This is a genomic window from Pantoea sp. ACRSB, assembly GCF_022346905.1.
GTDB classification, from domain to species: Bacteria; Pseudomonadota; Gammaproteobacteria; order Enterobacterales; family Enterobacteriaceae; genus Pantoea; species Pantoea piersonii.
Genome location: NZ_JAKRNL010000007.1, coordinates 196,092 through 223,082, shown reverse-complemented (window position 1 = coordinate 223,082; position 26,991 = coordinate 196,092). Strand labels below are relative to the sequence as shown.

Here is a 26,991-nt window from a genome sequence, read left to right as displayed (position 1 = left end):
AAAGTCCGTAGACTTTTTGATATCTGTCCTGCGAGTGCCCACACAGATTGTCTGATAAATTGTTAAAGAGCGGTGCAGTCAGCGGCTGAGCCTGCTGCTGCGAGGTGGCGTATATTACGCTTTCCTCCCTCAGAGTCAACCACTTTTTTCAGCGATTTTCTCCGGCGGCTCAGCTTCCCGAGCCTCCTGAACACCGCGCTTCGTAAGCCGTTGTGCCGTGTCAGTGGAGGCGCATTATAGGGAGTTCTTTCCGGCTGACAAGCGCTAATTTAAAAAAAATTATCGTTCGCATTAATTTTCGTCAAATCGCTGTTATTCACGCCGATTTGGTGGGTAACTGAGCAAATTCCTGCGCAAAACGCGCCACCTGATGCCAGTCGGTGTACTCCACCTCTTTCGTCTTATCTGTTTCCCCGCCCGTCATGCGCATAATCAACTGAATCATTACCCGATCAAACCAGCGATAGCGTGGATAGCGCAGCGCGCCAGCGAACACGGCGCAGCAATCGGGCTGCCAGGGCGACTGCTGTAAGAACTTACGCGTATAGGCATTGGTTTGCGGAGAACGTTTCTCTGGCTTACGCGCGGTCAGGTTCACGCAGAAGAAGCCGCTCGCACGCTGCTGCAGCTCACGCAGATGCGCCTTAACGAATTTCGCGACCGCCGGATGGAAATTGCCATAACGGATTGAGGCGCCAATCAGCACGCGGTCGTATTGCAGCCAGTCAACGGAGCCGGCATGCAGAATATTGATAACGTCGCACGCCTGCTGCGCCTTTATCTCACTGGCAATATAAGAGGCAATTTCGCGCGCTTGCCCGTCGCGGCTGGAAAAGAGAATCAAGGCTTTCATCGTTATATCCTGTTTTGCTTATTCACGCCAGAAGGTCGGCGTGAAGAGGACTAATAAGGTAAACACTTCAAGACGCCCAAACAGCATGGTCGAGATCAGGATCCATTTCGCCACGTCATTCATCGACGTAAAGTTGTCCGCAACTACGCCGAGTCCAGGCCCCAGGTTATTCAGGGTCGCCGCAACGGCTGCAAACGCAGAAAAGTCATCGACGCCGGTCGCGATAATCGCCAGCATGCTGATCAGAAACACCAGCGCATAGGCGGAGAAGAATCCCCATACCGCTTCCAGAATACGTTCCGGCAGCGCGCGGTTGCCGAGCTTGATGGTGTAGACCGCATTTGGATGCACCAGACGCTTCAGCTCGCGCGATCCCTGCTTGCACAGCAGCAGGATACGGATCACCTTCAGACCGCCGCCGGTAGAACCCGCCATTCCGCCGATAAAAGCGGAGCAGAGCAACAGCACCGGCAAGAACAGCGGCCAGCGCGCAATGCTGTCGGTAGTAAATCCTGCCGTGGTCGCCATCGATACCACCTGGAAAAAGGCCTGATTCAGGGTTTGCCAGCCGCTGGAATAAACGTGATGGAACCAGAGCACCAGCGTGCAGATAATGACCAGCGTAAGCTGCACGCCAATAAAGGTGCGGAACTCTGGGTCGCGCCAGTAGACGCGCAGGTTGCGATTGCTGAGCAGCGAAAAGTGCAGGCCGTAATTACAGCCTGAAATCAGCAGAAAGATACCGATGATGGTGTTGATGGTGCCGCTATTGAAATAGCCGATACTGGCGTCGTGCGTAGAAAAGCCGCCGATGGCGATGGTCGAAAAGCTGTGCCCTATCGCGTCGAACAGCGGCATGCCCGCCAGCCAGAGCGCCACGGCGCAGGCTATCGTCAGCAATACGTAGATAAGCCACAGCGTTTTCGCGGTTTCGGCAATACGCGGCCGCATCTTATTGTCCTTCAGCGGCCCCGGCATTTCCGCGCGGTAAAGCTGCATGCCGCCTACGCCCAGGATAGGGAGAATTGCCACTGCCAGCACAATGATCCCCATTCCCCCCAGCCATTGCAGCATCTGCCGATAAAACAGAATGGCTTTAGGCATCGTATCGAGTCCTACGAGGGTGGTTGCGCCGGTTGTCGTCAGACCGGAAAAGGACTCAAAGAAAGCGTCAGTCACGGAGAGATGCGGCTGCTCGGCGAAGATAAAAGGCATCGCCCCCACGCTGCCCAGCACCGTCCAGAAGAGCACGACGATTAAGAAGCCTTCGCGCGGCTTCAGCTCGGTACGCTGTTTGCGGTTCGGCCACCACAGCAGCGAGCCGATCGCCAGCGCCATCAAAAAAGTCTGGCTAAACGCGCGCCCGGCGCCATCGCGATAAATTAAAGCCACCAGCCCCGGCACGATCATAGTTACGGAAAAGAGAATGACCAGCAGACCGACAATGCGAGTAATGGCGCGAAAATGCATTCAGCCGTTCCTTAGAAAAGAGTTTTCATGGTGTTAAGGGGTCGAGGCTCAGCGCGCCTCGGCTAAAGTCAGAAAGCGCCTGTTTGAAAGCGTCAATGTGCGCATAAGGCAGCGCCAGCGTCAGAGCGATACGGTTCAGGTAGATAACCTCATCAATGCGTCCGTCGAACCTGGCCAGCAGACGTTCGATATCGCCTAGCTGGGCATAATCGCACTTTAGCTCATAGCGTTTCACCGGCACTTTGCGCATGCGCGCCAGCTGCTTAAGCCCTTGCTGAACGCCGCCGCCGTAGGCTTTTACCAGCCCGCCGGTGCCCAGCATAACGCCGCCATAGTAACGCACCACCACGGCGGTGATCTCGCCGATATCCGCGCCCATCAGCTGCGCCAACATCGGTTTACCCGCCGTACCGGAGGGTTCGCCGTCATCTGAAAAGCCCAGCTGCTGCGAATCCTGCGGCGCGCCCGCAACCCAGGCCCAGCAGTGATGACGCGCGTCGGGATGTTCGCCTTTCACCCGCTGAACAAAGGCGCGCGCCGCCTCCACGCCGTCGGTATGGGCCAGCAGCGTGATAAAGCGGCTTTTCTTAATCGTCTCCTCGCTGATGCTGACGGCATCAGCGGGAATATCGTAAGCGTCCATCAGGCAAGGTGCAGATCGCGCGTCATGTTCTCAATACGGTTCGCATGGATCACGACGTTGTCTTCAATACGAATGCCGCCGTAGGGCTTCAGCGCATCGATCGCCTGCCAGTTAAGATATTGACTGAACGGGCCTTCCCGCAGCGGCGCCAGCAGCGACTCGATAATATAGAAGCCCGGTTCGATGGTCAGCACCATGCCTGGCTCCAGCACGCGCGTGCAGCGCAGATAAGGATACTGCGCCGGGGCCGCCAGATGCGTGCCCGCCTCATCCTGCATAAAGCCTGCGACATCATGCACCTGCAAACCGAGCGGATGCCCCAGCCCGTGTGGCATAAAGGGGCCGGTGATGTTTTCCGCCACCAGCGCCTCTTCGCTTATCCCTTGCGCCAGCTCGAACTTCAGCAGCAGCTTAGCGATGCGCTGATGCATCTGCAGATGATAGTCGGTGTAGCGAACGCCCGCTTTCAGCGTGCCGATCAGCGCCAGCTCCTCACTGTTCATCGCCGTGACCAGGCTGGCGTAAAGCGAGTTCTTTTGCGCCGCATAGCTGCGCGTTAAATCGGCGGCATAGCCGAGATATTCCGCGCCCGCGTCAATCAGAAAGCTGTGGCGTTTCGACGGTGGCTGGTGATCCAGGCGAGTATAGTGCAGTACAGCGGCGTGCTCGTTAAGCGCAATAATATTGCCGTAGGGCACATCAATATCGCGATGGCCGGTCGCCGTCAGGTAAGCCTGATTGATATCGAACTCGCTCAGACCAGAGAAAAACGCCTCTTTTGCGGCGCGATGTCCGGCGACAGCCAGCTTTTGCGCCTCGCGCATGCAGGCCAGCTCGTAATCGGTTTTGATGCTGCGATGGTAGTGCAGAAAATCGATCACCGCTTTTGGGTTAATGTTGTCAGCGCTGATGCCCAGCTGCGCGGCGCGCTGCACAACTGGACCGATATAGGCGACCTTATCGCGCTGGGTGGGCAGCAACTGAGCAATCTCATCGGCGCTTTTCAGACCGATTACCTCAACGGCCTCAGTCCAGAAGCTGTTCGGCAACGGCTCAACGTTATGCCAGTAATCGACCGGCGAGTAGAACCAGAGTTTGGGCTTATTGACCCCGTCGATCCAGAGCCAGCAGTTCGGCACCTGCGTGACCGGCACCCAGGCTTTGAACTGAGGATTCACCTTAAAGGGATAGTCATGATCGTCGAGAAAAACCGTCAGTAATTCGCCGGAGTGAATCAACATCGCATCCAGTTTGTTACGTGCCAGCACCTGCTGCGCCCGCTGTTGCAGCGTAGCGATATGCGTCTGATACAGCGTTTTCATTGAATCCATTGCTCGCTCTCCCGTGTCGCGAAAATCGCCGCAGTGTAGCACAGCCGCAGCCTGAACGCCGCGTTGCAGAGGCTGTGATCCTGTTAGCAAATAAGCAAACTTTGGTTTGCAAAAAATTAACACGAATCCCACACTCCTGATCATCTGGTACGACCAGATCCCCTTTCGCGATCAGGAGACGCACATGCTCTACCAAGGCGATACCCTTTCACTGCGCTGGCTTGAAGACGGCGTCGCTGAGCTGCAATTCAACGCCCCCGGCTCAGTCAATAAACTCGACACCAGAACCGTCGCCAGTTTTGGCGAAGCGATTAGCGTACTGGAGCAACAGACCGCGCTGCGCGGCGTGCTGCTGAGTTCGGCTAAACCTGCCTTTATCGTCGGGGCCGATATTACTGAATTTCTCTCGCTGTTCGACGCGCCGACGGAAAAGCTCAGCCAGTGGCTGGCCTTCGCTAACAGCATTTTTAACCGGCTGGAAGATCTGCCGGTGCCGACTATCGCCGCTATAGATGGCTACGCGCTGGGCGGCGGGTGCGAATGCATCCTGGCGACCGATCTCCGCGTCGCCACTCCCGGCGCACGCATCGGGCTGCCGGAAACCCGACTGGGCATCATGCCCGGCTTCGGCGGCAGCGTACGGCTGCCGCGCCTGCTGGGCGCGGATGCCGCGCTGGAGATCATCGCCGCCGGAAAAGAGGTCGACGGCGTTAGCGCGCTGAAGCTCGGGCTGGTCGATGCGGTAGTGAGCAGTGACAAGCTGCATGACGCCGCGCTCGCCATGCTGAAAGACGCCATCGAACAGGGCGGCTGGCAGATGCGCCGCGCGCCAAAACTGGCGCCGCTGCGCCTGAGCCCCATAGAGGCGGCCATGAGCTTTACCGTTGCCAAAAGCGTCGTGCTGCAGACCGCAGGCAAACACTACCCTGCGCCGCTCGCCGCGGTAAAAACCATTGAGGCCGCCGCCGCGCTGGGACGAGACGATGCGCTGAAGCTGGAAACCGCCGCTTTCGTGCCGCTGGCGCAGAGCGATGAGGCACGCGCGCTGGTCGGCATTTTCCTTAACGATCAGTACGTCAAAGGGCTGGCGAAAAAATACGCCAGCGCCAGCAGCGCGCCTGAGCAGGCGGCGGTACTGGGCGCGGGCATTATGGGCGGCGGCATCAGCTATCAGTCGGCGTGGAAAGGCGTTCCGGTGAAGATGAAAGATATTCAACCGCAGGCGCTGGCGCTGGGCATGAGCGAAGCGGGCAAGCTGCTGAATAAACAGCTGGAACGCGGCAAGATCGACGGCGCCAGGCTGGCCAGCACCATTGCGATGATTCAGCCCACGCTCGACTATGCCGGTTTTGAACGCGCCGATATAGTGGTCGAAGCGGTAGTGGAAAATCCGCAGATCAAAGCAAAAGTGCTGGCAGAAACCGAGCAGCATCTGCGCGCGGATGCGGTACTCGCTTCTAATACCTCCACGATTCCCATCAGCCAGCTGGCGCAGGCGCTAACACGCCCTGAGAATTTCTGCGGCATGCACTTCTTCAACCCGGTGCCGCGTATGCCGCTGGTGGAGGTGGTGCGCGGCGAGAAGAGCAGCGACGCCACCATCGGCAAAGTGGCGGCCTGGGCGAGCAAAATGGGCAAAACGCCGATCGTCGTCAATGACTGTCCCGGCTTCTTCGTCAACCGCGTGCTCTTCCCCTATTTCGCCGCGTTCGGCCTGCTGCTGCGCGACGGCGCCGACTTCCGCCAGATCGACAAAGTGATGGAGAAGCAGTTCGGCTGGCCGATGGGCCCGGCCTGGCTGCTGGACGTGGTCGGCATCGATACCGCGCATCACGCGCAGCGCGTGATGGCAGAGGGTTTTCCGACCCGCATGCAGAAAGAGTACCGCGACGCTATCGACGTGCTGTTCGACGCCGAACGTTATGGACAGAAGAACGGCAAAGGCTTCTACCGCTGGGAGACGGATCGCAAAGGCAAAGCGAAAAAAACGAACGATGCCGAGGTGGACGCGCTGCTTAATCCGGTATGCGCCGCTACGCGCGTCTTCAGCGACGAAGAGATCCTCAACCGCATGATGATTCCGATGCTTAATGAAGTCGTACGCTGCCTGGAAGAGAGCATCATTGCCTCTCCTGCCGAAGCCGATATGGCGCTGGTCTACGGACTCGGCTTCCCGCCCTTCCGCGGCGGCGCGCTGCGCTATCTCGACACGCTCGGCAACAGCAACGTCGTAGATCAGGCGAGACGCTACAGCGATCTGGGCGCGCTTTATCAGCTGCCCGAACTGCTGCTGCAGAAAGCGCATCGACGCGAAAACTGGTATCCGGCGGTTAAACCCATCGACGAAGCGGCGCTGCAAAGCGCCTGAGGAAAGAGAATGGAAAATGTGGTGATTATTGATGCGCTCCGCACGCCGATGGGCCGCTCCAAAGGCGGCGCCTTCCGCCAGATACGGGCGGAAGACCTCTCCGCGCACCTGATGCGCGAACTGTTAAACCGCTATCCGGCACTCAATCCCGCCAGCCTGGATGATGTGGTATGGGGCTGCGTGCAGCAGACGCTGGAGCAGGGGTTTAATATTGCGCGCAACGCCGCGCTGCTGGCGGAAATTCCCCATCGCGTTCCGGCGACTACCGTCAACCGCCTGTGCGGCTCGTCAATGCAGGCGCTGCATGATGCGGCGCGTGCCATCATGGTAGGCGACGCGCACGCCTGCTTAGTCGGCGGCGTCGAACATATGGGACATGTGCCGATGAGCCACGGCGTCGATTTTCATCCCGGACTGGGCCGGACGGTGGCTAAAGCGGCGGGCATGATGGGTCTGACCGCGGAAATGCTGGCGCATATGCATCATATCAGCCGCGAGCAGCAGGACGCCTTCGCGCTGCGCTCTCACCAGCGCGCCTGGGCTGCAACGCAGCGCGGCGACTTTCTGCGAGAGATTGTGCCAACCTACGGACACGACGCCGACGGCGTGCTGAAACGCTACGACTATGACGAAGTGATCCGCGAGGAGACCAGCCTCGAAGGGCTGGCGGCGCTGAAGCCGGCGTTCGACCCGGTCAACGGCACAGTCACAGCGGGCAGCTCATCGGCGCTCTCCGACGGGGCATCCGCGATGCTGGTAATGAGCGAGAGCCGCGCGCGCGAACTGGGCCTGACGCCGCGCGCGCGTATCAAAAGCATGGCGGTCATCGGCTGCGACCCGTCAATTATGGGCTACGGCCCGGTGCCCGCCAGCAAGCTGGCGCTGAAGCGTGCCGGACTGAGCGTGGAGGATATTGAGGTATTCGAGCTGAATGAAGCCTTCGCCGCGCAGACGCTGCCCTGCATTAAAGATCTCGGTTTGCTGGAAAGGCTGGACGACAAGGTAAACCTGAACGGCGGCGCGATTGCGCTCGGGCATCCACTCGGCTGCTCCGGCACGCGCATCAGCACCACGCTGCTGAACATTATGGAACGACGCGATGCCCAGTTCGGCCTTGCCAGCATGTGCATTGGCTTAGGTCAGGGCATCGCAACCGTATTTGAACGTCTGTAATACGTTGATCGCACTGGAAGTCTGTTCCCGCCTGTCAGGGGCGGGTTTTTTCTGCCTGTGGCGCCTTAAATAAAGGCGAACGCGTCACCAAACATTTGCGTCTCTTTTGCGCCGCGCTCGGCGCAGAAGCGGTCGCGCGCGATCTTCGCCATCTCAAAGCGTCCGGCGATATAGATATCATGCTCCGCCAGGGTGGCGTAATCCTGCATAACAGCAGTCAGCACCGTACCAGAACGTCCCTGCCACTCCTCTGCCGGCTGCTCGACTACCGGCACCACGCGTAAATTCGGGTGCTTCACCGCCAGCGCGTTGAGCTCATCCAGATCGTAAAGGTGGTGCAGTTCGCGGCCGCCCCAGTAAATAGCGATATCGCGATCCGGCTGCTGCGCCAGCGCGGTCAGCAGGATTGAGCGCGCATAGGAAAATCCGGTGCCGCCCGCGATCAGGACAATCGGGCGCGAGCTATCTTCTCGCAGCCAGGCGTCGCCGTGTGGAATATCCACGGTGATCTGGCGATCGTCGCGGATGCGATCCATTACCGCCATGGCGTAGAGATTAAGATCGGATGCACCAATATGCAGCTCGATAATATCCTTTTCCATCGGCGTCGAGGCGAGCGAGAACGGGCGCTTGTCGCGTTCATCCATTACCACCATCAAATACTGCCCGGCGCGAAAGGTAAAATCCGCTTCGGGGATCAGGCGAACGCGATATACGGTATCGGTAATCGCTTCAACCGAGGTTACTTTACAGCTTAAGGTTGTCATGCGTTCCCTCTGTCGGGTCGTCATTAGGGTTATGCTCGCCGTCAGCGCTGCGGCGGCGGGTTAAAGATGCCTAAGTCATCCCAGATCGCGTCGATGCGCGCCGTCACGGCGGGATCTTTCACGATCGGACGTCCCCACTCGCGCTGGGTCTCACCCGGCCATTTATTGGTCGCGTCCAGGCCCATCTTGGAACCCAGGCCGGAAACCGGCGAGGCGAAATCCAGATAGTCGATAGGCGTGTTCTCTACCAGTACCGTATCGCGTGCCGGATCCATACGCGTGGTAATGGCCCAGATCACGTCGTTCCAGTCGCGTGCGTTAACATCGTCATCACACACAATAACAAATTTGGTGTACATGAACTGCCGCAGGAATGACCAGACGCCGAACATGACGCGTTTGGCATGACCTGCATACTGTTTCTTCATCGTCACTACGGCCAGGCGGTAAGAGCACCCCTCCGGCGGCAGATAGAAATCCACGATCTCCGGAAACTGCTTAATCAGGATCGGCACCAGCACTTCGTTCAGCGCGACGCCCAGCACCGCCGGTTCATCTGGCGGACGGCCGGTATAGGTGGAGTGATAGATGGCGTTCTGCCGCTGCGTGACGTGCGTGACGGTGAAAACGGGAAAGTTATCAACTTCATTGTAGTAGCCAGTATGATCGCCATACGGCCCTTCCGGCGCCATATCGCCCGGCTCAATATAGCCTTCCAGCACGATCTCCGCGCTGGCGGGCACTTCCAGATCGTTGGAGAGACACTTCACCACTTCGGTTTTGTTGCCGCGCAGCAGGCCGGCGAAAGCATACTCCGACAGCGTGTCCGGCACTGGCGTCACCGCGCCGAGAATAGTGGCGGGATCGGCACCGAGCGCCACCGACACCGGGAAGCGTTCGCCCGGATGCGTCTGGCACCACTCCTGGAAGTCGAGCGCGCCGCCGCGGTGGGAGAGCCAGCGCATAATCAGGCGGTTTTTGCCAATCACCTGCTGACGATAGATGCCCAGATTTTGCCGCTCCTTGTGCGGGCCACGCGTGACGGTCAGCCCCCAGGTAATCAGCGGCGCGGCGTCGTCCGGCCAGCACTTCATAACCGGAATGCGCGACAGATCAACCTCATCGCCGCTGAACACCACTTCCTGACAGGGCGCGTTGCGCAGCCGTTTGGTCGGCATGTTCAGCACCTGTTTAAACTGCGGCATCTTGTCGAACAGATCGCGAAAGCCCTTCGGCGGCTCCGGCTCTTTCAGAAACGCCAGCAGCTTGCCAACTTCGCGCAGGGCGCTGACCTCTTCCTGGCCCATGCCCATCGCCACGCGTTTCGGCGTGCCGAACAGGTTGCACAGCACCGGCATGTCATAGCCTTTAGGATTTTCAAACAATAGCGCCGGTCCGCCAGCGCGCAGCGTGCGGTCGGCGATTTCCGTCATTTCCAGTTCAGGATCGATAGACTGGCTAATACGCTTCAACTCGCCGCGCTGTTCCAGCAGGGTGAGGAAGTCTCGTAAATCGTGATATTTCATGCGGCCTTCGCTTCCAGCCAAAGTGAATCGGCCATTATAGGGCCGATTCTTAAGCCGTGTTGGATTTTATGCGGCAACCTCAGTCGCAGCGAAATGGAACCAGCGCCTGTAGCGCCGAGACGTCGCGATAAGCCTGGATCGGCTGCCCGTGGCGAAACACTTTAAAGTCTTCGTCGCGCACGCTGAAGTAAGAGAGCTGGTTTTCATGCACATGCAGAAAACTCCCTTCGCGCAGCGCAATGACCGACTCCTCAGGATTGACGGCGCAAAACTCCGCCAGACGTTCGTCGCGCGTTTCGCCCATATGCCCGCTGGCATGCGCATCAAGATAGTGTGGATTGATCTGGATCGGAAACAGGCCCAGCGCAGGCAAGACCACGCTACTGCGCACCGGCATATCATTGGTGGTGCGAATCGACGGCGTCGCCACGTTGCAGCCGGCGCTCCAGCCGACATAAGGCACCGCCCGCTCGCGCACAGCACGCTGGATCGCTACGATCAGGCCGGTCTCGTGCAGCATCTGATTGAGCAGCCAGGTATTACCGCCGCTGACCAGAATCAGTTCAGCCTGCTCGATGGCCGCCACCGGCGTAGCGAAATCCTGCACGCAGCGAACCGTCACGCCCAGCGACGCGCTCAGCTCGGCGGCGCGCTGTTGATGGTCGCCGCGAATAATGGCGTACGGCACTAACACCGCAGAACGGATGCCGCGCTGGGCGATCATCGCATGCAGCTGCGGCTGCGCATAGCCAAGCAAAGGCGCATCGTCAGCCAGTTTGCCGTTGCTCAATAAAAACAGTTCCATCAGCATATCCTTTTCGCAAACGTGATAAGCACCGAGTCTGACCCAGCGCACCGCCGCTCGTCAATTCTCCTTCTTGCGCCGGGCAGTTTGCGGAAACCTCAGCCAGTTTGTCCGCCCCGACATCTTTCCGCGCTGCGATGCGCTATAACTCTGGCAGCAGGTTTGCTATTCTTAGCGTCCATTCAATGGGAGCATTTATGGAATCCTGGTACTTACTCTATTGCAAACGTGGACAGCTGTTGCGCGCGAAAGAGCATCTTGAGCGGCAAGAGGTGCATTGCCTCAGCCCAATGATCGCTCTGGAAAAAGTGGTGCGCGGCAAACGGACCACCGTGAGTGAGCCCCTGTTTCCTAACTACCTGTTTATCGAATTCGATCCGGAAGCGATTCATACCACCACCATCAGCAGCACGCGCGGCGTCAGCCACTTCGTGCGCTTTGGCACGCTGCCCGCGACGGTGCCTTCAGCAGTTATCGAAGCGCTGCAAACCGACGCGCCGCAAACGCTGATCGATGCGGAAACGCCGCAGGTCGGCGATGAGGTCATCATCACCGAAGGAACCTTTGAAGGCCTGCGCGCCATCTTCGCCGAACCAGACGGCGAAACCCGCTCTATGCTGCTGCTTAACCTGCTGAATAAACAGGTGATGCGCAGCGTAGACAACAAGCAGTTCCGCAAACTTTAAGCCAGGCGGAACAGCGCACGCGCGTTGCGATCGACCTGCGCCGCCAGCGCATCCTGCTCTTCCCCGCGCCACTTCGCCACCTGCTGCACGATATGCGGCAGAAAACAGGGCTCATTACGACGTGATGCAGGCCGTGGATGCATATCGCGCGGCAGCAGATAAGGCGCGTCCGTCTCCAGCAGCAGACGATCCGCTGGAATCAGCGGCAGCATTTCGCGCAGCGCCATGCCGCGGCGTTCATCGCACACCCAGCCGGTAATGCCCACCGACAGCCCCATTGCCAGACAGGCCTCCAGCTCCTCGCGCGTGCCGGTAAAACAGTGCACCACCGCACCCGGCAGCTTCGGCAGCCAGGGTGCCAGCACCGCCGCAAAGCGATCGTGCGCCTCGCGGCAGTGGAGAAACACCGGCATATACAGTTCGGCGGCCAGCGCCAGCTGCGCGTCAAAAGCGTACTCCTGCTGATCGTGCGCGGCGAGGTTGCGGTTGAAATCGAGCCCGCATTCGCCAATCGCCACCACCTGCGGCCGCTCCGCCAGACGACGCAGCGTATTGGCCGTCTCATTCGACCATTCGCTGGCGTGATGCGGGTGCACGCCCGCCGTAGACCAGCAAAAGTCGGGCTGGCGCTCCGCCAGCCGCTGCGCCTGCTGGCTCTCCAGCGCATTGGTCCCGGTTATTAACATGCCGGTGACGCCCGCTTCGCGTGCGCGCTTTACCACCTTGTCGCGGTCGGCGGCGAATTGCGTGCTGGTCAGGTTTACACCGATATCAAACATAATTTTTCCCATAGCTTATTAAACAAAAACCGCCCAGATGGGCGGTTCGGTAACAGGGTCTACCCGCCAGGCGCGGGAACCATAATCAGAACGGATCAGGAATCGGTATGCTGTTCCTCTTCTTCCTGCGACCGCCGTCCCTTCCCGACGTAGTAACGGGAAAAGAATACGCCGACTTCAAACAGGCAGTACATCGGAATAGCGAGCAAAGTTTGCGAGAAAACGTCCGGCGGTGTGAGCAGCATCCCAACAACAAACGCGCCGACCAGGATGTAAGGACGTTTCTTTTTCAAATCTTCCGGCGTGGTAATGCCGGTCCAGCAGAGCAGCACAATCGCCACCGGCACTTCAAACGCCACGCCGAACGCCATAAACAGCGTCATCACGAAGTCGAGGTAGTTGGTGATATCGGTTGCGATAGTCACGCCCTGCGGCGCGGTTTTAGCAAAGAAGCCAAACGCCAGCGGGAAGACGATAAAGTAGGCAAAGGCCACGCCGACGTAAAACAGCAGGGTGCTGGAGAAGAGCAGCGGCATCACCAGCTTACGTTCGTGACGATAGAGCGCCGGGGCGACGAAAGCCCACACCTGATAGAGAATGACCGGCACCGCAAGAAAAACCGACACGATGATGGTGAGCTTAATCGGCGTAAAAAAGGGCGACGCAACATCGGTAGCGATCATGCTGGCGCCTGCCGGCATCTGGCTGATCAGCGGCGAGGCGACCAGATGATAGATGTCATTGGCGAAAGAGATCAGCGCCAGGAAAATCACAAACACCGCGATAATGCAGTACAGCAGACGCTTACGCAGCTCAATCAGATGGCTGATAAGCGGTTGGGTATCTTCAACGGCCATGGTTATCGTTCATCATTTGCAGAAGAGGTTGTTGCCGGACTGCGCGACGCGGCCGGTTGCGGATTAACAACCGGCGCTTGCGGGTTCGCATCAGTTTTAGCGGTGTCAGCGACATCCGGCGTCTGCGCCGGGGCGCTGGCCTGCGTGTGGGCCGTCGCTGGCGTCACAGATTCAGCCGCGCGCTGCTGCGGCGCATGAATGGTATTGGCTTCGTCCTCGGCTTTCTCGATGTCGATGCTCTGCTGAACCGAACGCTTCATTGAATCGGCGGTTTTACGCAGCTCTTCCATTGACTCTTTCAGCTCCGGCGACATGGTGCCGCGGCTCGCCTCTTCCACTTTTTTCAGGCTGTCCTGCAGCTCCTGCAGTTTCAGCTCCTGCGCCAGCTCGTGCTGCACGTTGGCGGCCAGCGAGCGCATCGCCCGAATCCAGCCGACTACGGTTTTTACCGCAACCGGTAATCGTTGCGGGCCAAGCACAATCAGCCCGATCACGAACACCAATACCAGTTCACTAAAACCAATGTCGAACACGGTTTATACCTGCTTGTCGTTTTTGGCTTCTTCTTTGTTAGCCGGAGTTTGCTGTTTGTCCGCCAGCGTTTTAGCGCTAAAGTCAGCGTCCTGCGGCGGGTTTGGTTCGTTCTTTTTCTCGTCTTCATCGCTCATGGCCTTTTTAAAGCCCTTGATAGAAGAACCAAGATCGGAACCCAGGTTTTTTAACTTATTGGTTCCAAACAGAAGAACAACGATGACGGCAATGATTAACAATTGCCAGATACTGATACCGCCCATGAGATATAGCCTCTGATGTTGCGAGATATTGAGAAGAATAATGTCAGCCAAAAGCCCTGATGACGCCGGGCTTAAGGCTGCGACATTACCGCGATTCAGGCGTGGCTGACAATTAGTTTGTCTTACGCCAGCCGATGAGCCAGGTGACGAAACCCGCCGCCATTAACAAAGCCGGGAAGAAATCCCAGTCCGGGCGGCTCAGCAATACGGCAGTACCGCTTAACAGCAGGGTTGCGCCGACGCCGAACAGATAGCGCGCTTTATGATGGCGCGTCCGCTGGGCGTGCATGTCGTGGGTCAGCTTATCGACGCTGTGCTGCAAAAGTTTATGGTGCCGCATGCTTTCATAGAAAAGCTCCGGCAGCTCCGGCAGCTTCTCCGCCCAGAATGGCGCCTTCTCTTTTACGGCGCGCAGTATCGCAGGCAGACCAATCTGATCTTTAATCCAGTCCTCAAGGAATGGCTTTGCGGTTTTCCACAAATCGAGCTGCGGATAGAGCTGACGACCGATGCCTTCAATATAGAGCAGCGTTTTTTGCAGCAGCACCAGCTGCGGCTGGACTTCCATATTGAAACGGCGCGCGGTGCTGAACAGGTTCAGCAGCACATGGCCGAAAGAGATCTCCGCCAGCGGCTTTTCAAAGATAGGTTCGCAGACGGTACGAATAGCGAACTCAAAATCTTCTACGTTGGTGTCGGGCGGTACCCAACCTGAATCAACGTGCAGCTCCGCCACTTTGCGGTAGTCGCGGTTAAAGAAGGCGATAAAGTTTTCCGCCAGGTAGCGCTTATCCTCTTTATTCAGCGAACCGACAATGCCGCAGTCGATGCCGATATATTGCGGATCTTCCGGATGGTCATAGCTGACGAAAATATTGCCGGGGTGCATATCGGCGTGGAAGAAGCTGTCCCGGAAAACCTGGGTAAAGAAGACCTGCACGCCGCGCTCGGCCAGCAGCTTCATATTGACGCCGTGCTGCTCCAGCGTCGCCACGTCGGAGATGGGAATGCCGTAGATGCGCTCCATTACCAGCATCGTCTCGCTGCAGTAGTCCGAATAGACCTCCGGCACGTAGAGCATGCGGCTGTCTTCGAAATTACGGCGCAGCTGAATGGCGTTGGCCGCTTCGCGCAGCAGGTTCAGCTCGTCAATTAACGTCTTCTCATAGTCGCGCACCACTTCCATCGGACGCAGACGACGCCCGTCTGGCAGCAGACGCGGCACCCAGCGCGCCAGGCGGTAGATCAGCTTCATATCCGCCTTGATCACCGGCAGGATGTCCGGGCGAATCACCTTGATCACCACTTTTTTGCCGGTGGCTTTCAGGGTAGCGGTATGCACCTGAGCGATTGACGCCGACGCCAGCGGTTTGATATCGAAATCGTCAAACCAGGTTTCAACCGGACCGCCGATCGACTTTTCAATTTGCTCTTTGGCTTTCACGCCGTCAAAAGGCGCGACGCGATCCTGCAGGATGGCGAGCTGATCGGCGATAACGGGCGGAAAAAGGTCGCGACGCGTTGAGAGCATCTGACCGAATTTAATCCACACCGGCCCCAGCTGCTCCATCGCCAGTCGCATACGAACGCCAATCTCTTCATCTTTATGACGATTGGGGATCCAGAAAATAGTGCGACGCCAGAGGCGCAGCGGGATGGTAAGGCGCATGCGGGGGATCAGTTCATCAAGACCGTAGGTCAAAAAGATCCTGATGATGAAATACAAACGGCGAATCTCTCCAAATGTCATTTCGCCTCCAGCTGCGCTAAACGCGCATTCAGCGCATCAAGCGAACGTTCCATCGCGTCTACCTCCTCAGAAAACCACGCCAGTTCCAGCGCGCCCGGCGCAACGCGCCACTCTTCGGTTAATGCCTGCCCCAGATAATCCTGACGACGTGAGACCTCGCCGCGTAGCCGCCACACAACGCGCTGCGCCGCCTGGCTGACGCCCTGCGCGGCGATATCGCCGATCCAGGGCGCGAGATATTCGGCCGGATCCAGCTCTGCCAGATCGATCAGCGCGGAAAAGCGCTGCACAACCTGCAGATCGCCTTCGACCTGCAGCTCGCCGCTGCGGATCAGGCTGGTCAGCTGCTGGCGGTCGCGCAGCTTTGGCAGGGTCTTCAGCTGCGTAATCACGGTGCAGTCGCTGCTGTCCTGCCAGTCGCTCAACACATCGAGCTGCTGTTCGCTAAAGACCAGCACCAGCGGATGGGAAAGCTCCTCAAGACGCAGCGTCAGCACCTGTCCCACCAGTCGCTGGCGAGCGGCTTTCAGGCTGCGATCGCGATAGAGCATGCGGTTTAGCGCGGTCTCAAGACCGGCGGTAATCAAGGGCGTCAAGCGCATCACCATATCCGGTTAAAACTTAAATCCACGATGCAACGCGACGATGCCGCCGGTCATGTTGTAATACGTGGTGTTCTCGAATCCGGCGTCGTTCATCATCGCCTTCAGGGTTTCCTGATCGGGATGCATGCGGATCGACTCCGCCAGATAGCGGTAGCTTTCCGCGTCCTGCGCCACCAGTTGACCGACGCGCGGCAGAATATGGAACGAGTAGGCGTCGTACGCCTTGCTGAGCGGATCGAGCACCGGTTTGGAGAACTCCAGCACCAGCAGACGTCCGCCTGGCTTGAGCACGCGGAACATCGACGCCAGCGCCTTCTCTTTATCGGTCACGTTACGCAGCCCGAAAGAGATGGTGATGCAGTCGAAATAGTTATCCGGGAAGGGCAGCGCTTCGGCGTTGGCCTGCACATAGCTGACGTTGCCGACTACGCCGAGATTGCGCAGCTTGTCGCGGCCCATTTTCAGCATCGAGCTGTTGATGTCCGCCAGCACGACCTGGCCGTTATCGCCGACCAGACGGGAAAACTTCGCCGTCAAATCGCCGGTGCCGCCCGCCAGATCCAGCACGCGCTGTCCGCGGCGCACGCCGCTGCTGTCGATGGTAAAACGCTTCCAGATGCGATGGATGCCAAACGACATCAGATCGTTCATCAGGTCATATTTCGCCGCTACGGAGTGAAACACGTCCGCGACTTTGTCAGCTTTTTCGCTTTTGGCGACCGTCTGAAAGCCAAAATGGGTAGTTTCCTGCTGTGATTCATCTGCCATCGGTTTTACCTGTTCCACAAACAATACTTCCCGAAGTGTATCAGAGTCAGGGTAGTCAGGCACGCGACGACCCGCTTATTCGTGGAGCCGCCTTACGCGCGCCTCCATTGTTGCGACGTCGTCGTCGGGCGTCTCCTCGTCGTCCCATGCCTTTTCCGGCATAGCCTGCTCGACTAACTGCGGATTAATTGAACGTTTAACTTCAACGCCCAGGGATTTAAACGCCTCGCTCTGCGCGATCAGGTTGCCGCGCCCTTCCGCCAGCTTTTTCATCGCCTCGCGGTAGCTGTTGTGCGCCTTGTCCAGATTATGGCCGATGCCGGTCATATCATCGACGAATAGCCGCATTTTGTCGTACAGGCGCGCCGCGCGTTCGGCGATACGCTGAGCGTTGCGGCTCTGATGCTCGTAGCGCCAGAGGTTATTAATAGTACGCAGCGCTACCAGCAGCGTAGTCGGGCTGACCAGCATTATGTTCTGCTGCAGCGCTTCGCTGATCAGCTCCGGCTGACGGTCGATCGCCAGCAAAAACGCCGGCTCCACCGGGATAAACATCAACACATAATCGAGGGAGCGTAAACCGGCAAGTTGTTGATAATCTTTACGACTCAGCAGGCGAATATGACTGCGTACCGCGGCGACGTGCTCCTGCAGCGCCTGTTCGCGCGTCACCTCATCTTCCGCGTTGAAGTAGCGCTCATAGGCCACCAGGGTCATTTTGGCGTCGACCACTACATCTTTGCCCTGCGGCAAACGCACGATCACATCCGGTTGCATTCTCCCCTGCTGTTCCGACTGTAAACTCACCTGCGTCTGATATTCATGACCTTCGCGCAGTCCTGAAGCCTCCAGTACGCGGCTCAGTACTACCTCGCCCCAGTTGCCCTGAATTTTGTTGTCGCCCTTCAGCGCTTTGGTCAGGTTGATCGCCTCCTGCGCCATCTGCGCGTTCAGCTGCTGCAGTTGACGGATCTCATGCGCCAGCGTGTGACGCTCGCGCGCTTCCTGACCAAAGCTGTCGTGTACCTGACGACGAAAGCCGTCCAGCTGTTCACGCAGCGGGCCGATCAGGCTGTTCAGGCTCTGGCGGTTCTGTTCGTCAACGCGGCGACCGCTGTTTTCAAAGATGCGGTTGGCGAGATTCTCAAACTGCGCGCTGAGGCGCTGTTCGCTGTTGGTGAGCAAACGCTGCTTCTCCTCGGCGGCGAAGCGCGTCTCTTCAAGGCGGATGGTTACTTCGCGCAGTTCAGCTTCCTGCGCGCTGTTGACCTCCAGCTGGTTGCGCAGCTCGCGGTTAAGCTGTTCGCATTCGCCGCGCCAGTAATCGAGCTGTTGCAGCCGCTCCTGCGCGCCGCTCAGGGAACCGTGTAGCTTCAGCAGCTCTTGTTCGCGCTGCTGAAGCTGCTGCTGGAGCTGTTCAAACTGCTGCTGTTGACGCTGCTGCGCCTCCTGCTGCAGGCGACGCTCGGTGGCGAAGCTGGCCGCCTGATGGCTGGCGCGCAGCTGCGCCAGCATCCAGCCGATACCCAGTCCGGCGAGCGCCAGACAGGCGCTGAAAATAATCTGCTGATCCATAATTCCCTCGCGACGCGCGTTGCTGGGAAGAAAGTAGAGTCGCACTGTATGAATGTCCAGACTATTTTCAGTCCGGAAAAGGAATTACAGCGCTTTTACCTGCAGGTCACCCGCTTTCCAGGCGTCAGTTAAAAAGAACGGCATCGCCATTATCCACTCATCGCCTTTAACCCGCGCCGGATAAACAAAGGCGCTGCCGCCGTAGGTCAGTTCTACAGGCTGCGTCTCGCCCTCTTTCACCGTCGCCTTGCCCGCCATGCTGGCGAAACCGGCGTTACTGCCGACGTGGAAGTTGTCCATTCGCCAGCGCACCGGCGCGTGCGGCGGCCAGGGCTGCGCCTGATGAAAATGAAAAATCTCGTCGTGGCTGAGCAGGCTCTCCCGCACCGTCGGCCACAGCGCCACCTTCAGGAAATATTGATCGGTAAAGCGCTCGCTGCCGCTATAGCGGGAGATAAAGTCGCGCATCGCCTGCGCCATATTGCTGAAGACGCCGTTGCAGCCGCCCCACATGCCCGCCAGCAGCAGCTCGGTATGAGAAAAATAGTCGCGCATATGGTGGAACCAGTATGGCGAAGCGAGCCAGGCGTTTACCGCCGCTGCTTCACGCTCCGACAGCAGCGAGTCGGCGTCACGAATAATAAAGCGTCTGACGCCAGGGTCGTCCATTACCAGAAAACGCCACAGCGTTGGGTAAATTGCCTTTTCCTGCGACATATCGATCAGCGTGACGTGCGGCTGCCTGAGACGCTGCCACACATGCTGCGGCACGCTCTCATCCAGATAGATGCGACAGGTCCAGCCGGGATAAAGCGCCTGCGCGACCTCAACGTTTTTAATCAGGGTTTCGCAATAGCGCGGGTGGCTGCCATAAAGGCTGAAGGCGATTACGTTCTGTTCGGGCCGGGTGAGATCGACAGGTTCAGGCCGCTCCGCCGGAAAGGCGAAACGCTGGCCCTGCCGGAAACGGGCGTCTGCGCCGTTGAGCGATTCCAGGCCATATTTTGCCAGCTCATCCTTTTTACCCATCCAGCCGCACAGCTCCGCCAGACCATCCAGCCAGGTTTCCGATGCGGTTGCGCGCACCGCGGGCGGCGCCTGATATATTTTCTGATAGATCTTGTAAGACTTGTTGTACTGGCCAAGCCGCAGCAGGCAGAGCGCATAGTCGCTCAGCACCTGCATCTGGCTGGGCATCGCGCGCAGCACCTCTTCACAGCACCGGGCGGCGGCGGCGTAATCCTGCTGTGCCATATGCTGGCGGAAGCGCGCGGCAGCATGTTCAAGACGCGCCTGCATGGCGGCGGGGGAAGCGGTTAAGGCCGGTTTTTGTCGGGGCGGAGTCTGGCGCATCGGGCGGTCCTCGCTTTTGCTGTAAAGAGCAGAGGCAGCGCGCGCGGGCGCGCTGCCTGAAAAGCGTTATAACAAACGGCGCGCCGCTTCGACCACTATTTTTACCGCATCGCTCTCGGTCTGCTTCATGGTGGCCGCATCCGGGATCTCTTTCTGGGTACGGTTGACGATAACGCCCGCCACCATGCCCGCGCGCAGTCCCTGGCTGGCGCACATCGTCAGCAGCGTAGCGGACTCCATCTCATAATTGAGCACGCCCATCTGCTGCCACTCTTTCATTGAGCCCTGAAAGCGGCTGACTACGCGGCCAGAGAAGGTATCGTAACGTTCCTGGCCCGGATAGAAGGTATCGGACGACGCGGTGACGCCAATATGGGTCGTGGCGCCGCTCGCCTCCGCCGCCGCGACCAGCGCGGTAGTACAGGCGAAATCGGCTACTGCCGGAAACTCCAGCGGCGCGAAGTGCTGGCTGGCGCCGTCGAGACGCACCGCGCCGGTGGTGACCAGCACGTCGCCGACGTTAATGTGCGGCTGAATCGCGCCGGTGGTGCCGACGCGCAGGAAAGTGCGTACGCCAAGCTGCGCCAGTTCTTCCACTGCGATAGAGGTCGAAGGCCCGCCGATGCCGGTCGAGCAGACGACAACGGGTTTGCCGTCCAGCTTCGCCAGCCAGGAGGTGAATTCACGGTGCGAAGCCAGCGGCTGGGCATCCGCCATCAGTCCGGCAATTTTTTTTACGCGCTCCGGATCGCCGGGAACGATAGCCAGGGTCGCGCCCTGCAGATCGGCTTTGGTCAGGCCAAGATGGAAAACGTCAGACATAGCAAACTCCTGAACAGGGAAGTGAAGCGCGCCACTCTACGTGAGCGCAGCGCAAATTTATGTGATAACAATCACTATCAAAAATGAATGTTACATTTTATCAGCCTACAAACGAGACCTTTGTCACATAACCAATCCATTCAGAGCGCCATTGCTACAAGCTGTATGCGCCAGGGTTGGCAGCAATGTTAAAGAGAAGAGTGTTTTTACTCGCTTCCTGCTCTGTTCCCAACCTCTGGCTCAGACGTAATCTGGCCAGGCTATAGTTACGTGATTGCGCTACTGCCAGTACGGAGAGAAAAATGAAAACCGAAGACAATATGGCACAAAAATCATCGACGGGCGGTTTTGCACCCGCAGTACAGCCGACCGCCTCAACCACTATTCACACCGACAGCCCCACTATTCAGTCTGGCGAAACCTCGGTGCCGAGCCAGGGCGAAAATATGCCTGCCTGGTACGCCATGCCCAAAGAGGCCAGCGGGCCGCTGCCGGTAGTGCTGGTGGTGCAGGAGATCTTTGGCGTACACGAGCATATTCGCGATATCTGTCGCCGACTGGCGCTGGAAGGCTATCTGGCCGTTGCGCCGGAGCTTTACTTCCGTGAAGGCGATCCGAATGATTATCACGATATTCCGACGCTGTTCAGTGAGCTGGTAAGCAAAGTGCCGGATACGCAGGTGCTCTCCGATCTCGACCATGCCGCTAACTGGGCGGGACGCAACGGTGGCGATATTCGTCGCATGGGCATTACCGGCTTCTGCTGGGGCGGCCGCATCAGCTGGCTTTACGCCGCGCACAATCCGCAGCTGCGCGCCGCCGTCGCCTGGTATGGGCGTCTGATAGGCGAAAAGACCATGAAGCAGCAAAAGCATCCGATCGATATCGCGGTAGATTTAGGCGCGCCGGTGCTGGGCCTCTACGGCGGCCAGGATGAGGGTATTCCGCTGGAGAGCGTAGAGCAGATGCGCCAGGCGCTGCATGCCGCTAACGCTAAAGCGGAGATTGTCGTTTATCCCGACGCGGGCCATGCGTTCAACGCCGACTACCGTCCGAGTTATCACGCCGAGTCGGCGCAGGATGGCTGGGCGCGTATGCTGACGTGGTTTAAGCAGTTCGGCGTTGTCTGATTTCGCCATACAAAAAGGGGGCGCACAGCGCCCCAATATCAACAACACACAGCAAAATCAGGCGGCTTCGCCGCGCAGTTTCCTCGCCGCTTCCACCATGTTCGCCAGCGCCTGACGGGTTTCCGTCCAGCCGCGCGTTTTCAACCCGCAGTCCGGATTAACCCACAGACGCTCACGCGGAATGCTCTGCGCCGCTTTACGCAGCAGGTTTTCCATCCACTCAACGCTCGGCACGTTGGGCGAATGAATATCGTAAACGCCGGGGCCGATTTCGTTCGGATACTCAAAGGCTTTAAAGGACTCCAGCAAATCCATATCGGAACGTGAGGTTTCGATGGTAATAACGTCCGCATCCAGCGCCGCGATAGCGTCCATGATGTCGTTGAACTCGCAGTAGCACATATGGGTGTGGATCTGCGTGTCATCTTTCGCCACGGCGGCGTTAAGACGGAAGGCGTCTACCGCCCACTTCAGATAGGCGGCCCAGTCGGACTGGTGCAGCGGCAGACCCTCGCGCAGCGCCGGTTCATCAATCTGGATAATGCCGATGCCCGCCGCTTCGAGATCTGCCACCTCGTCGCGCAGCGCCAGTGCGATCTGCTTCGCAATGGTTTCGCGCGATACGTCTTCACGCGGGAAAGACCAGCAGAGAATAGTCACCGGGCCAGTCAGCATCCCTTTTACCGGCTTGTCGGTAAGCGACTGCGCGTACTTCGCCCACTCCACGGTAATCGGCTGCGGACGGCTAACGTCGCCGATAATGACCGGCGGCTTGACGCAGCGCGAGCCGTAGCTCTGTACCCAGCCGTTTTGCGTGAACACAAAGCCGTCGAGGTTTTCGCCGAAGTATTCCACCATATCGTTACGCTCAGCTTCGCCGTGAACCAGCACGTCAAGGCCCAGACGCTCCTGCTCAAGGATCGCCTGCCTGATATGTTCCGCGATGCCGGTGCGGTAGTTGCCGCCGTCGATGTTGCCTTTTTTGAAGTCGAGACGCAGACCGCGAATTTCAGGGGTCTGCGGGAAGGAGCCAATGGTGGTGGTCGGCCAGGCGGGCAGATTAAAGCGGTTGCGCTGCTTGCTGGCGCGTTCGGCATAGGGGCTTTGACGCTCGGTATCCTGCGCGGAGATCGCTGCCAGACGTTTACCGACCGCGGCATTGTGCACACGGCTGGAGTGAGCGCGGTTGCGGATCGGCGCGCTCCAGGCCTCCAGCGAGGCCGCGTCGTTGTGGTTGAGCGCATCGCTCAGCAGCTTCAGCTCGCCGCATTTTTGCAGCGCGAAGGCGAACCAGCTTTTCACTTCGTCATCAAGGCGCGTCTCAACGCTCAGGTCGATTGGACTGTGCAACAGCGAACAAGAGGAGCCAATCCACAACCGGTTGCGCTTGCCGACCAGCGGCTGCAGACGCTCGAACCAGCGGCTCAGATCGGCGCGCCATACGTTGCGGCCGTTGATGACGCCAAGCGACAGCAACCACTCCGCAGGCAGCTGCTGATTGAGCTGGTCGATATCGTCGTGACCATGCACCAGATCCACATGCAGCCCCTGCACCGGCAGGTCGCGGATCACGTCAAGATTCTGGCCGATGCTGTCGAAATAGGTGGTCAGCAGCAGCTTCACGTTGCCCTGCAGCGCGTTATAAGCGGGTTTGAACGCGTCGCGCCACGCCCGCGGCAGTTCCAGCGCCAGCGCAGGCTCATCAATCTGTACCCACTCAATATCGCGTTTTTTCAGCTCGGCCAGTACCTGCTGATAAACCGGCAGAACGGCATTCAGCAGCGACAGACGATCGAACGGCTCGCCTTTGACTTTGCCTAACCAGAGCCAGGTCACCGGGCCGAGCAGGACGGGTTTCACCTTATGGCCCAGCGCCAGCGCTTCGTCCACTTCGTCCAGCAGCTGCGTCCAGGTCAGTTTGAACTGCTGGCCTTTAGTGAACTCCGGCACGATGTAGTGATAGTTGGTGTTAAACCATTTGGTCATCTCGCCGGCGGCGGCCGGTTCGCCGGTCGGCGCGCGGCCGCGCCCAATGCGGAACAGGGTATCGAGATCGACGGAGCCGTCTCTATTCTGATGGCGCGCCGGTACGTTGCCCAGCATCAGGCTGGTGGTCAGCACATGATCGTACCAGGCGAAATCGCCGACCGGCACCAGGTCAACGCCCGCCTCCTTCTGCTGCTGCCAGTGACGGGCGCGCAGCTCGCGGCCCACGGCCAGCAGCTCTTGCTGAGTGGCGTTGCCCGCCCAGTAGCTCTCCTGCGCTTTTTTCAGTTCACGACGCAGACCGACGCGGGGAAAGCCAAGGGTATGGTTCAGAATAGTCATTTGCTCTTCTCCAGTAGTCTCTCTCTTAGGCTTCGCCTGGAAGCCAAAGGATGTTTAGCCGTCCAGATGTTTACACCGCTATATTCTGCGGGTAGTGTATGTTCCTCAAGCGCAAATTGTTCAATCTCGATGTGAAGGACTCTCATGATCGAACTCAAGCACCTGCGGACGCTTCAGGCTCTGCGTAATACTGGCTCGCTGGCCGCCGCCGCCGCGCAGCTTCATCAGACGCAATCCGCGTTGTCTCATCAGTTCAGCGATCTCGAACAGCGGCTGGGATTCCGCCTGTTCGTGCGTAAAAGTCAGCCGCTGCGCTTCACGCCGCAGGGCGAGATCCTGCTACAGCTGGCAGAGCAGGTGCTGCCGCAGATCCAGCAGGCGCTGCAGGCGTGTCACGAGCCGCACCAGGCGACGCTGCGCATCGCTATTGAGTGCCACAGCTGCATACAGTGGCTGACGCCCGCGCTGGATAATTTCCGCAAGAGCTGGCCGCAGGTGGTGATGGATTTCAAATCGGGCGTCACTTTCGACCCGCAGCCTGCGCTGCAGCAGGGCGAACTGGACGTGGTGCTCACCTCGGATATCCTGCCGCGCAGCGGCCTGCACTACACGCCGATGTTCGATTTCGAAGTGCGGCTGGTGCTGGCGCCGGATCATCCGCTGGCGCAGGTCGAACACATTACGCCGGAGGAGCTGGCGCAAGAGGTGTTGCTCATCTATCCGGTACAGCGCCAGCGGCTGGATATCTGGCGGCATTTTCTTCAGCCGGCGGGCGTCAGCCCGGCGCTGAAAAGCGTCGACAACACGCTGCTGCTGATTCAGATGGTCTCGGCGCGCATGGGTATCGCCGCGCTGCCGCACTGGGTCGTAGAGAGCTTTGAAAAGCAAGGATTGATCGTGACGAAAACGCTGGGCGGAGGTTTGTGGAGCCGCCTCTATGCCGCCGTTCGTGACGGCGAGCAGCGTCAGCCGGTGCTGGAAGCCTTTATCCGCTTTGCGCGCCAGCACGCCTGCGAACATCTGCCTTTCGTGCGCGATGCCGCGCATCCCGGCGCGATTTTGCAACGCTGAGCCGCAATTTCCCCTATAATGCGCAGCCTGTTAAACGACCATGAGAAAATCTCACCATGACCAATAACGATATTTTGCGCAGCGTGCGCTTTATGCTGGATTTAAGCGATGCCAAAGTGGTGGAGATTTTCGCACTGACCGACTGTGAGGTCGAGCTGAGCGACGTGCAGGCCTGGCTGAAAAAAGAGGATGACGCCGCCTATAAAGCGCTGCCGGACGTGCTGATGGGCTACTTTCTTAACGGCCTGATTTTCTTCCGCCGCGGCAAAAGCGAAGATGCGCCCGCGCCCTCAATCGAGCGTCGGATGAACAACAATATCTTTATGAAAAAACTGCGTATCGCTTTCGATCTGAAGACCAGCGATATTCCGGCGGTGCTGGCTAAAGCCAACTTCTCGGTTTCCCAGGCTGAAATAGGCGCGATTTTCCGCAAGCCGGATCACAAAAACTATCGCGAATGCGGCGACCAGATTATGCGGAATTTTTTGAAGGGTCTGACGCTGACGCTGCGCCCAACGCAGGCGGCGAAATCAAAATAATCCCAACCTCAGTCAGGGCGTGAAGCCTGTCTGGCTCCTGCCCTGACTGCCGGCTCTAGTTATTGCGTACTACCCAGCGCTTATGCACATACAGCGAGGCGAAAATCACCAGCGCCCCGGCGATAAAACTGGGCCAGTGCGGCTTCTGCTGCCAGATAGCCAGGTTGACCAGCAGCCCCGCCGGAACGTGCATATTGTTCATAATGCCCAGCGTGCCCGCATCCACCTGCGTGGCGCCGTAGTTCCACATAAAGTAGCCCAGCCCTGACGCCGCCACGCCCAGCCAGACCAGAATGCCCCACTGTAGCGAGGTGGTCGGCAGCTTCGCGGCGTTGCCCCAGAGACACCAGGCGATAATCGCAATCAGCACCGCGCCGAGATAAAACCAGGAAAAGGCGGTGTGCTGCGGCATTGGCCGGGTTTCCTGGAGACGCTTGTAACCCACCATGCCTACGGCAAAGCAGATATTCGCCAGCTGCACCAGCAGCAGACCCAGCCAGAAATGATCGCTGACCTTGTCATAGCGAATAATCGCCGCGCCCGCAACCGCCAGCAGCGCGCTGAAGGCATAGCCGATACGCAGCGGCCGTTTGCTGATCAGATCATAAATCAGGGTGACATAGAGCGGCGTCATGACGGTAAACAGCAGGAACTCCGATACGCTGAGGTAAAGGTAAGCCTCGAAGCTGATCAGATACATGATGCCAAGCTGAAGCATGCCCACCAGCATATAGAGCAGCAGCGTGGACGGACGGTAGCCGCGCCAGCGCAGAAAGGGTAAAAACACCAGCGCCGCCAGCGCCAGGCGCATCAGGACGGAGAACCAGGTATCTACCTGCCCCGCCAGATATTCTCCGATCAGGCTAAACGAAAAAGCCCAAAGAATGGTGGTAACGATCAGTAACAGCACAGCGTCAATCCTGAAAAAAGAGAGAGGCGGCTAGTGTAATCAATGTCCTCTGCGCACGCGGCGCTTTCTGGTTGACAACTGTTCACAA

General features: G+C 58.6%; 25 protein-coding genes. 6 read left to right on the top strand and 19 right to left on the bottom strand.

The window, feature by feature from the left end:
• Nucleotides 1–316: 316 nt before the first annotated feature.
• From hemG to pepQ, 4 genes are read right to left on the bottom strand one after another with little or no spacing between them, the layout of a single operon-like run.
• Complete coding sequence (gene hemG / locus MHZ89_RS19190; RefSeq protein WP_311784290.1) at nt 317–853, bottom strand: menaquinone-dependent protoporphyrinogen IX dehydrogenase; 537 nt, start codon at nt 851–853, stop codon at nt 317–319.
• Between the two features lie 18 nt (nt 854–871).
• Nucleotides 872–2,323, bottom strand: coding sequence for a Trk system potassium transporter TrkH (gene trkH / locus MHZ89_RS19185; RefSeq protein WP_311784289.1), 1,452 nt, complete (start codon nt 2,321–2,323; stop codon nt 872–874).
• Nucleotides 2,324–2,348: 25 nt separating this feature from the next.
• Nucleotides 2,349–2,966, bottom strand: coding sequence for an IMPACT family protein (locus tag MHZ89_RS19180; RefSeq protein WP_311784288.1), 618 nt, complete (start codon nt 2,964–2,966; stop codon nt 2,349–2,351).
• On the bottom strand, nt 2,966–4,297 hold the full coding sequence (gene pepQ / locus MHZ89_RS19175) for a Xaa-Pro dipeptidase (protein WP_311784287.1): 1,332 nt from the start codon (nt 4,295–4,297) through the stop codon (nt 2,966–2,968). Before pepQ ends, MHZ89_RS19180 begins: the two co-directional genes overlap by 1 nt.
• Nucleotides 4,298–4,481: 184 nt before the next feature.
• Between pepQ and fadB the strand changes: the two genes are divergently transcribed.
• Nucleotides 4,482–6,665 (top strand): fatty acid oxidation complex subunit alpha FadB, encoded by a 2,184-nt coding sequence (gene fadB, locus MHZ89_RS19170; RefSeq protein WP_311784286.1) that lies wholly within the window; start codon nt 4,482–4,484, stop codon nt 6,663–6,665.
• 9 nt (nt 6,666–6,674) lie between these two features.
• Nucleotides 6,675–7,838: an acetyl-CoA C-acyltransferase FadA gene (gene fadA, locus MHZ89_RS19165; protein ID WP_311784285.1), complete on the top strand. Its 1,164-nt coding sequence runs from the start codon at nt 6,675–6,677 to the stop codon at nt 7,836–7,838.
• 65 nt (nt 7,839–7,903) lie between these two features.
• On the opposite strand, the gene fre is transcribed toward fadA, so the two are convergent.
• The 3 genes from fre to pepE form a co-directional block, all read right to left on the bottom strand.
• Nucleotides 7,904–8,605, bottom strand: a complete 702-nt coding sequence (gene fre, locus MHZ89_RS19160; protein ID WP_311784284.1) for an NAD(P)H-flavin reductase — start codon at nt 8,603–8,605, stop codon at nt 7,904–7,906.
• A 41-nt stretch (nt 8,606–8,646) separates the two neighbouring features.
• Nucleotides 8,647–10,131 carry a 4-hydroxy-3-polyprenylbenzoate decarboxylase gene (gene ubiD / locus MHZ89_RS19155; protein WP_120457872.1) on the bottom strand — a complete coding sequence of 495 codons (1,485 nt, stop codon included), beginning with the start codon at nt 10,129–10,131 and terminating at the stop codon, nt 8,647–8,649.
• Between the two features lie 79 nt (nt 10,132–10,210).
• The gene (gene pepE, locus MHZ89_RS19150; protein WP_311784283.1) at nt 10,211–10,936 is read right to left on the bottom strand and encodes a dipeptidase PepE; all 726 of its coding nucleotides are present in this window, start codon (nt 10,934–10,936) and stop codon (nt 10,211–10,213) included.
• 197 nt (nt 10,937–11,133) lie between these two features.
• Between pepE and rfaH the strand changes: the two genes are divergently transcribed.
• On the top strand, nt 11,134–11,622 hold the full coding sequence (rfaH, locus tag MHZ89_RS19145; protein WP_311784282.1) for a transcription/translation regulatory transformer protein RfaH: 489 nt from the start codon (nt 11,134–11,136) through the stop codon (nt 11,620–11,622).
• Here rfaH and tatD read toward each other — a convergent pair.
• The 10 genes from tatD to udp all read right to left on the bottom strand — a co-directional run bounded on the left by tatD (nt 11,619) and on the right by udp (nt 20,925).
• On the bottom strand, nt 11,619–12,401 hold the full coding sequence (tatD, locus tag MHZ89_RS19140; RefSeq protein WP_311784281.1) for a 3'-5' ssDNA/RNA exonuclease TatD: 783 nt from the start codon (nt 12,399–12,401) through the stop codon (nt 11,619–11,621). The genes rfaH and tatD overlap by 4 nt on opposite strands.
• A gap of 95 nt (nt 12,402–12,496) precedes the next feature.
• Nucleotides 12,497–13,258 (bottom strand): Sec-independent protein translocase subunit TatC, encoded by a 762-nt coding sequence (tatC, locus tag MHZ89_RS19135; RefSeq protein ID WP_120457877.1) that lies wholly within the window; start codon nt 13,256–13,258, stop codon nt 12,497–12,499.
• A gap of 2 nt (nt 13,259–13,260) precedes the next feature.
• A complete protein-coding gene (tatB, locus tag MHZ89_RS19130) occupies nt 13,261–13,791 on the bottom strand; it encodes a Sec-independent protein translocase protein TatB (RefSeq protein WP_311784280.1) in 531 nt (176 codons plus the stop codon).
• A 3-nt stretch (nt 13,792–13,794) separates the two neighbouring features.
• On the bottom strand, nt 13,795–14,052 hold the full coding sequence (gene tatA, locus MHZ89_RS19125) for a Sec-independent protein translocase subunit TatA (RefSeq protein WP_311784279.1): 258 nt from the start codon (nt 14,050–14,052) through the stop codon (nt 13,795–13,797).
• A gap of 112 nt (nt 14,053–14,164) precedes the next feature.
• A complete protein-coding gene (ubiB, locus tag MHZ89_RS19120) occupies nt 14,165–15,802 on the bottom strand; it encodes a ubiquinone biosynthesis regulatory protein kinase UbiB (protein WP_120457882.1) in 1,638 nt (545 codons plus the stop codon).
• Nucleotides 15,799–16,404 carry an SCP2 domain-containing protein gene (locus tag MHZ89_RS19115; protein ID WP_311784278.1) on the bottom strand — a complete coding sequence of 202 codons (606 nt, stop codon included), beginning with the start codon at nt 16,402–16,404 and terminating at the stop codon, nt 15,799–15,801. Before MHZ89_RS19115 ends, ubiB begins: the two co-directional genes overlap by 4 nt.
• Before the next feature lie 12 nt (nt 16,405–16,416).
• Nucleotides 16,417–17,175, bottom strand: a complete 759-nt coding sequence (gene ubiE / locus MHZ89_RS19110; protein ID WP_120457886.1) for a bifunctional demethylmenaquinone methyltransferase/2-methoxy-6-polyprenyl-1,4-benzoquinol methylase UbiE — start codon at nt 17,173–17,175, stop codon at nt 16,417–16,419.
• Between the two features lie 75 nt (nt 17,176–17,250).
• On the bottom strand, nt 17,251–18,750 hold the full coding sequence (rmuC, locus tag MHZ89_RS19105) for a DNA recombination protein RmuC (RefSeq protein ID WP_311784277.1): 1,500 nt from the start codon (nt 18,748–18,750) through the stop codon (nt 17,251–17,253).
• Nucleotides 18,751–18,834: 84 nt separating this feature from the next.
• Nucleotides 18,835–20,103 carry a tetratricopeptide repeat protein gene (locus tag MHZ89_RS19100; RefSeq protein ID WP_311784276.1) on the bottom strand — a complete coding sequence of 423 codons (1,269 nt, stop codon included), beginning with the start codon at nt 20,101–20,103 and terminating at the stop codon, nt 18,835–18,837.
• 66 nt (nt 20,104–20,169) lie between these two features.
• Nucleotides 20,170–20,925, bottom strand: a complete 756-nt coding sequence (gene udp, locus MHZ89_RS19095; RefSeq protein WP_081137960.1) for a uridine phosphorylase — start codon at nt 20,923–20,925, stop codon at nt 20,170–20,172.
• Nucleotides 20,926–21,227: 302 nt separating this feature from the next.
• Between udp and MHZ89_RS19090 the strand changes: the two genes are divergently transcribed.
• Complete coding sequence (locus MHZ89_RS19090) at nt 21,228–22,055, top strand: dienelactone hydrolase family protein (protein WP_311784275.1); 828 nt, start codon at nt 21,228–21,230, stop codon at nt 22,053–22,055.
• Between the two features lie 57 nt (nt 22,056–22,112).
• Here MHZ89_RS19090 and metE read toward each other — a convergent pair whose 3' ends face one another.
• The gene (metE, locus tag MHZ89_RS19085) at nt 22,113–24,383 is read right to left on the bottom strand and encodes a 5-methyltetrahydropteroyltriglutamate--homocysteine S-methyltransferase (protein ID WP_311784274.1); all 2,271 of its coding nucleotides are present in this window, start codon (nt 24,381–24,383) and stop codon (nt 22,113–22,115) included.
• 144 nt (nt 24,384–24,527) lie between these two features.
• On the opposite strand from metE, the gene metR reads away from it, so the two are divergent.
• Together metR and MHZ89_RS19075 are read left to right on the top strand one after the other, a co-directional pair.
• Nucleotides 24,528–25,454, top strand: coding sequence for an HTH-type transcriptional regulator MetR (gene metR, locus MHZ89_RS19080; protein ID WP_311784273.1), 927 nt, complete (start codon nt 24,528–24,530; stop codon nt 25,452–25,454).
• 56 nt (nt 25,455–25,510) lie between these two features.
• The gene (locus MHZ89_RS19075; protein ID WP_311784272.1) at nt 25,511–25,993 is read left to right on the top strand and encodes a DUF1456 family protein; all 483 of its coding nucleotides are present in this window, start codon (nt 25,511–25,513) and stop codon (nt 25,991–25,993) included.
• Between the two features lie 55 nt (nt 25,994–26,048).
• On the opposite strand, the gene MHZ89_RS19070 is transcribed toward MHZ89_RS19075, so the two are convergent.
• Entirely contained in the window at nt 26,049–26,903 is an 855-nt protein-coding gene (locus MHZ89_RS19070; protein WP_120457902.1) for a carboxylate/amino acid/amine transporter, read from the bottom strand.
• Nucleotides 26,904–26,991: the final 88 nt, after the last annotated feature.

Bases quoted from the DNA above. Each gene is read 5' to 3' on its own strand.
- udp (WP_081137960.1), bottom strand. From the start codon at position 20,925: ATGTCTGACGTTTTCCATCTTGGCCTGACCAAAGCCGATCTGCAGGGC.
- trkH (WP_311784289.1), bottom strand. From the start codon at position 2,323: ATGCATTTTCGCGCCATTACTCGCATTGTCGGTCTGCTGGTCATTCTC.
- rmuC (WP_311784277.1), bottom strand. From the start codon at position 18,750: ATGGATCAGCAGATTATTTTCAGCGCCTGTCTGGCGCTCGCCGGACTG.
- MHZ89_RS19090 (WP_311784275.1), top strand. From the start codon at position 21,228: ATGAAAACCGAAGACAATATGGCACAAAAATCATCGACGGGCGGTTTT.
- fadB (WP_311784286.1), top strand. From the start codon at position 4,482: ATGCTCTACCAAGGCGATACCCTTTCACTGCGCTGGCTTGAAGACGGC.
- fre (WP_311784284.1), bottom strand. From the start codon at position 8,605: ATGACAACCTTAAGCTGTAAAGTAACCTCGGTTGAAGCGATTACCGAT.
- hemG (WP_311784290.1), bottom strand. From the start codon at position 853: ATGAAAGCCTTGATTCTCTTTTCCAGCCGCGACGGGCAAGCGCGCGAA.
- MHZ89_RS19180 (WP_311784288.1), bottom strand. From the start codon at position 2,966: ATGGACGCTTACGATATTCCCGCTGATGCCGTCAGCATCAGCGAGGAG.
- ubiE (WP_120457886.1), bottom strand. From the start codon at position 17,175: ATGGCAGATGAATCACAGCAGGAAACTACCCATTTTGGCTTTCAGACG.
- fadA (WP_311784285.1), top strand. From the start codon at position 6,675: ATGGAAAATGTGGTGATTATTGATGCGCTCCGCACGCCGATGGGCCGC.
- rfaH (WP_311784282.1), top strand. From the start codon at position 11,134: ATGGAATCCTGGTACTTACTCTATTGCAAACGTGGACAGCTGTTGCGC.
- metE (WP_311784274.1), bottom strand. From the start codon at position 24,383: ATGACTATTCTGAACCATACCCTTGGCTTTCCCCGCGTCGGTCTGCGT.
- tatC (WP_120457877.1), bottom strand. From the start codon at position 13,258: ATGGCCGTTGAAGATACCCAACCGCTTATCAGCCATCTGATTGAGCTG.
- ubiD (WP_120457872.1), bottom strand. From the start codon at position 10,131: ATGAAATATCACGATTTACGAGACTTCCTCACCCTGCTGGAACAGCGC.
- tatD (WP_311784281.1), bottom strand. From the start codon at position 12,401: ATGTTTGATATCGGTGTAAACCTGACCAGCACGCAATTCGCCGCCGAC.
- metR (WP_311784273.1), top strand. From the start codon at position 24,528: ATGATCGAACTCAAGCACCTGCGGACGCTTCAGGCTCTGCGTAATACT.
- pepQ (WP_311784287.1), bottom strand. From the start codon at position 4,297: ATGGATTCAATGAAAACGCTGTATCAGACGCATATCGCTACGCTGCAA.
- ubiB (WP_120457882.1), bottom strand. From the start codon at position 15,802: ATGACATTTGGAGAGATTCGCCGTTTGTATTTCATCATCAGGATCTTT.
- MHZ89_RS19100 (WP_311784276.1), bottom strand. From the start codon at position 20,103: ATGCGCCAGACTCCGCCCCGACAAAAACCGGCCTTAACCGCTTCCCCC.
- MHZ89_RS19115 (WP_311784278.1), bottom strand. From the start codon at position 16,404: ATGCGCTTGACGCCCTTGATTACCGCCGGTCTTGAGACCGCGCTAAAC.
- MHZ89_RS19075 (WP_311784272.1), top strand. From the start codon at position 25,511: ATGACCAATAACGATATTTTGCGCAGCGTGCGCTTTATGCTGGATTTA.
- pepE (WP_311784283.1), bottom strand. From the start codon at position 10,936: ATGGAACTGTTTTTATTGAGCAACGGCAAACTGGCTGACGATGCGCCT.
- tatA (WP_311784279.1), bottom strand. From the start codon at position 14,052: ATGGGCGGTATCAGTATCTGGCAATTGTTAATCATTGCCGTCATCGTT.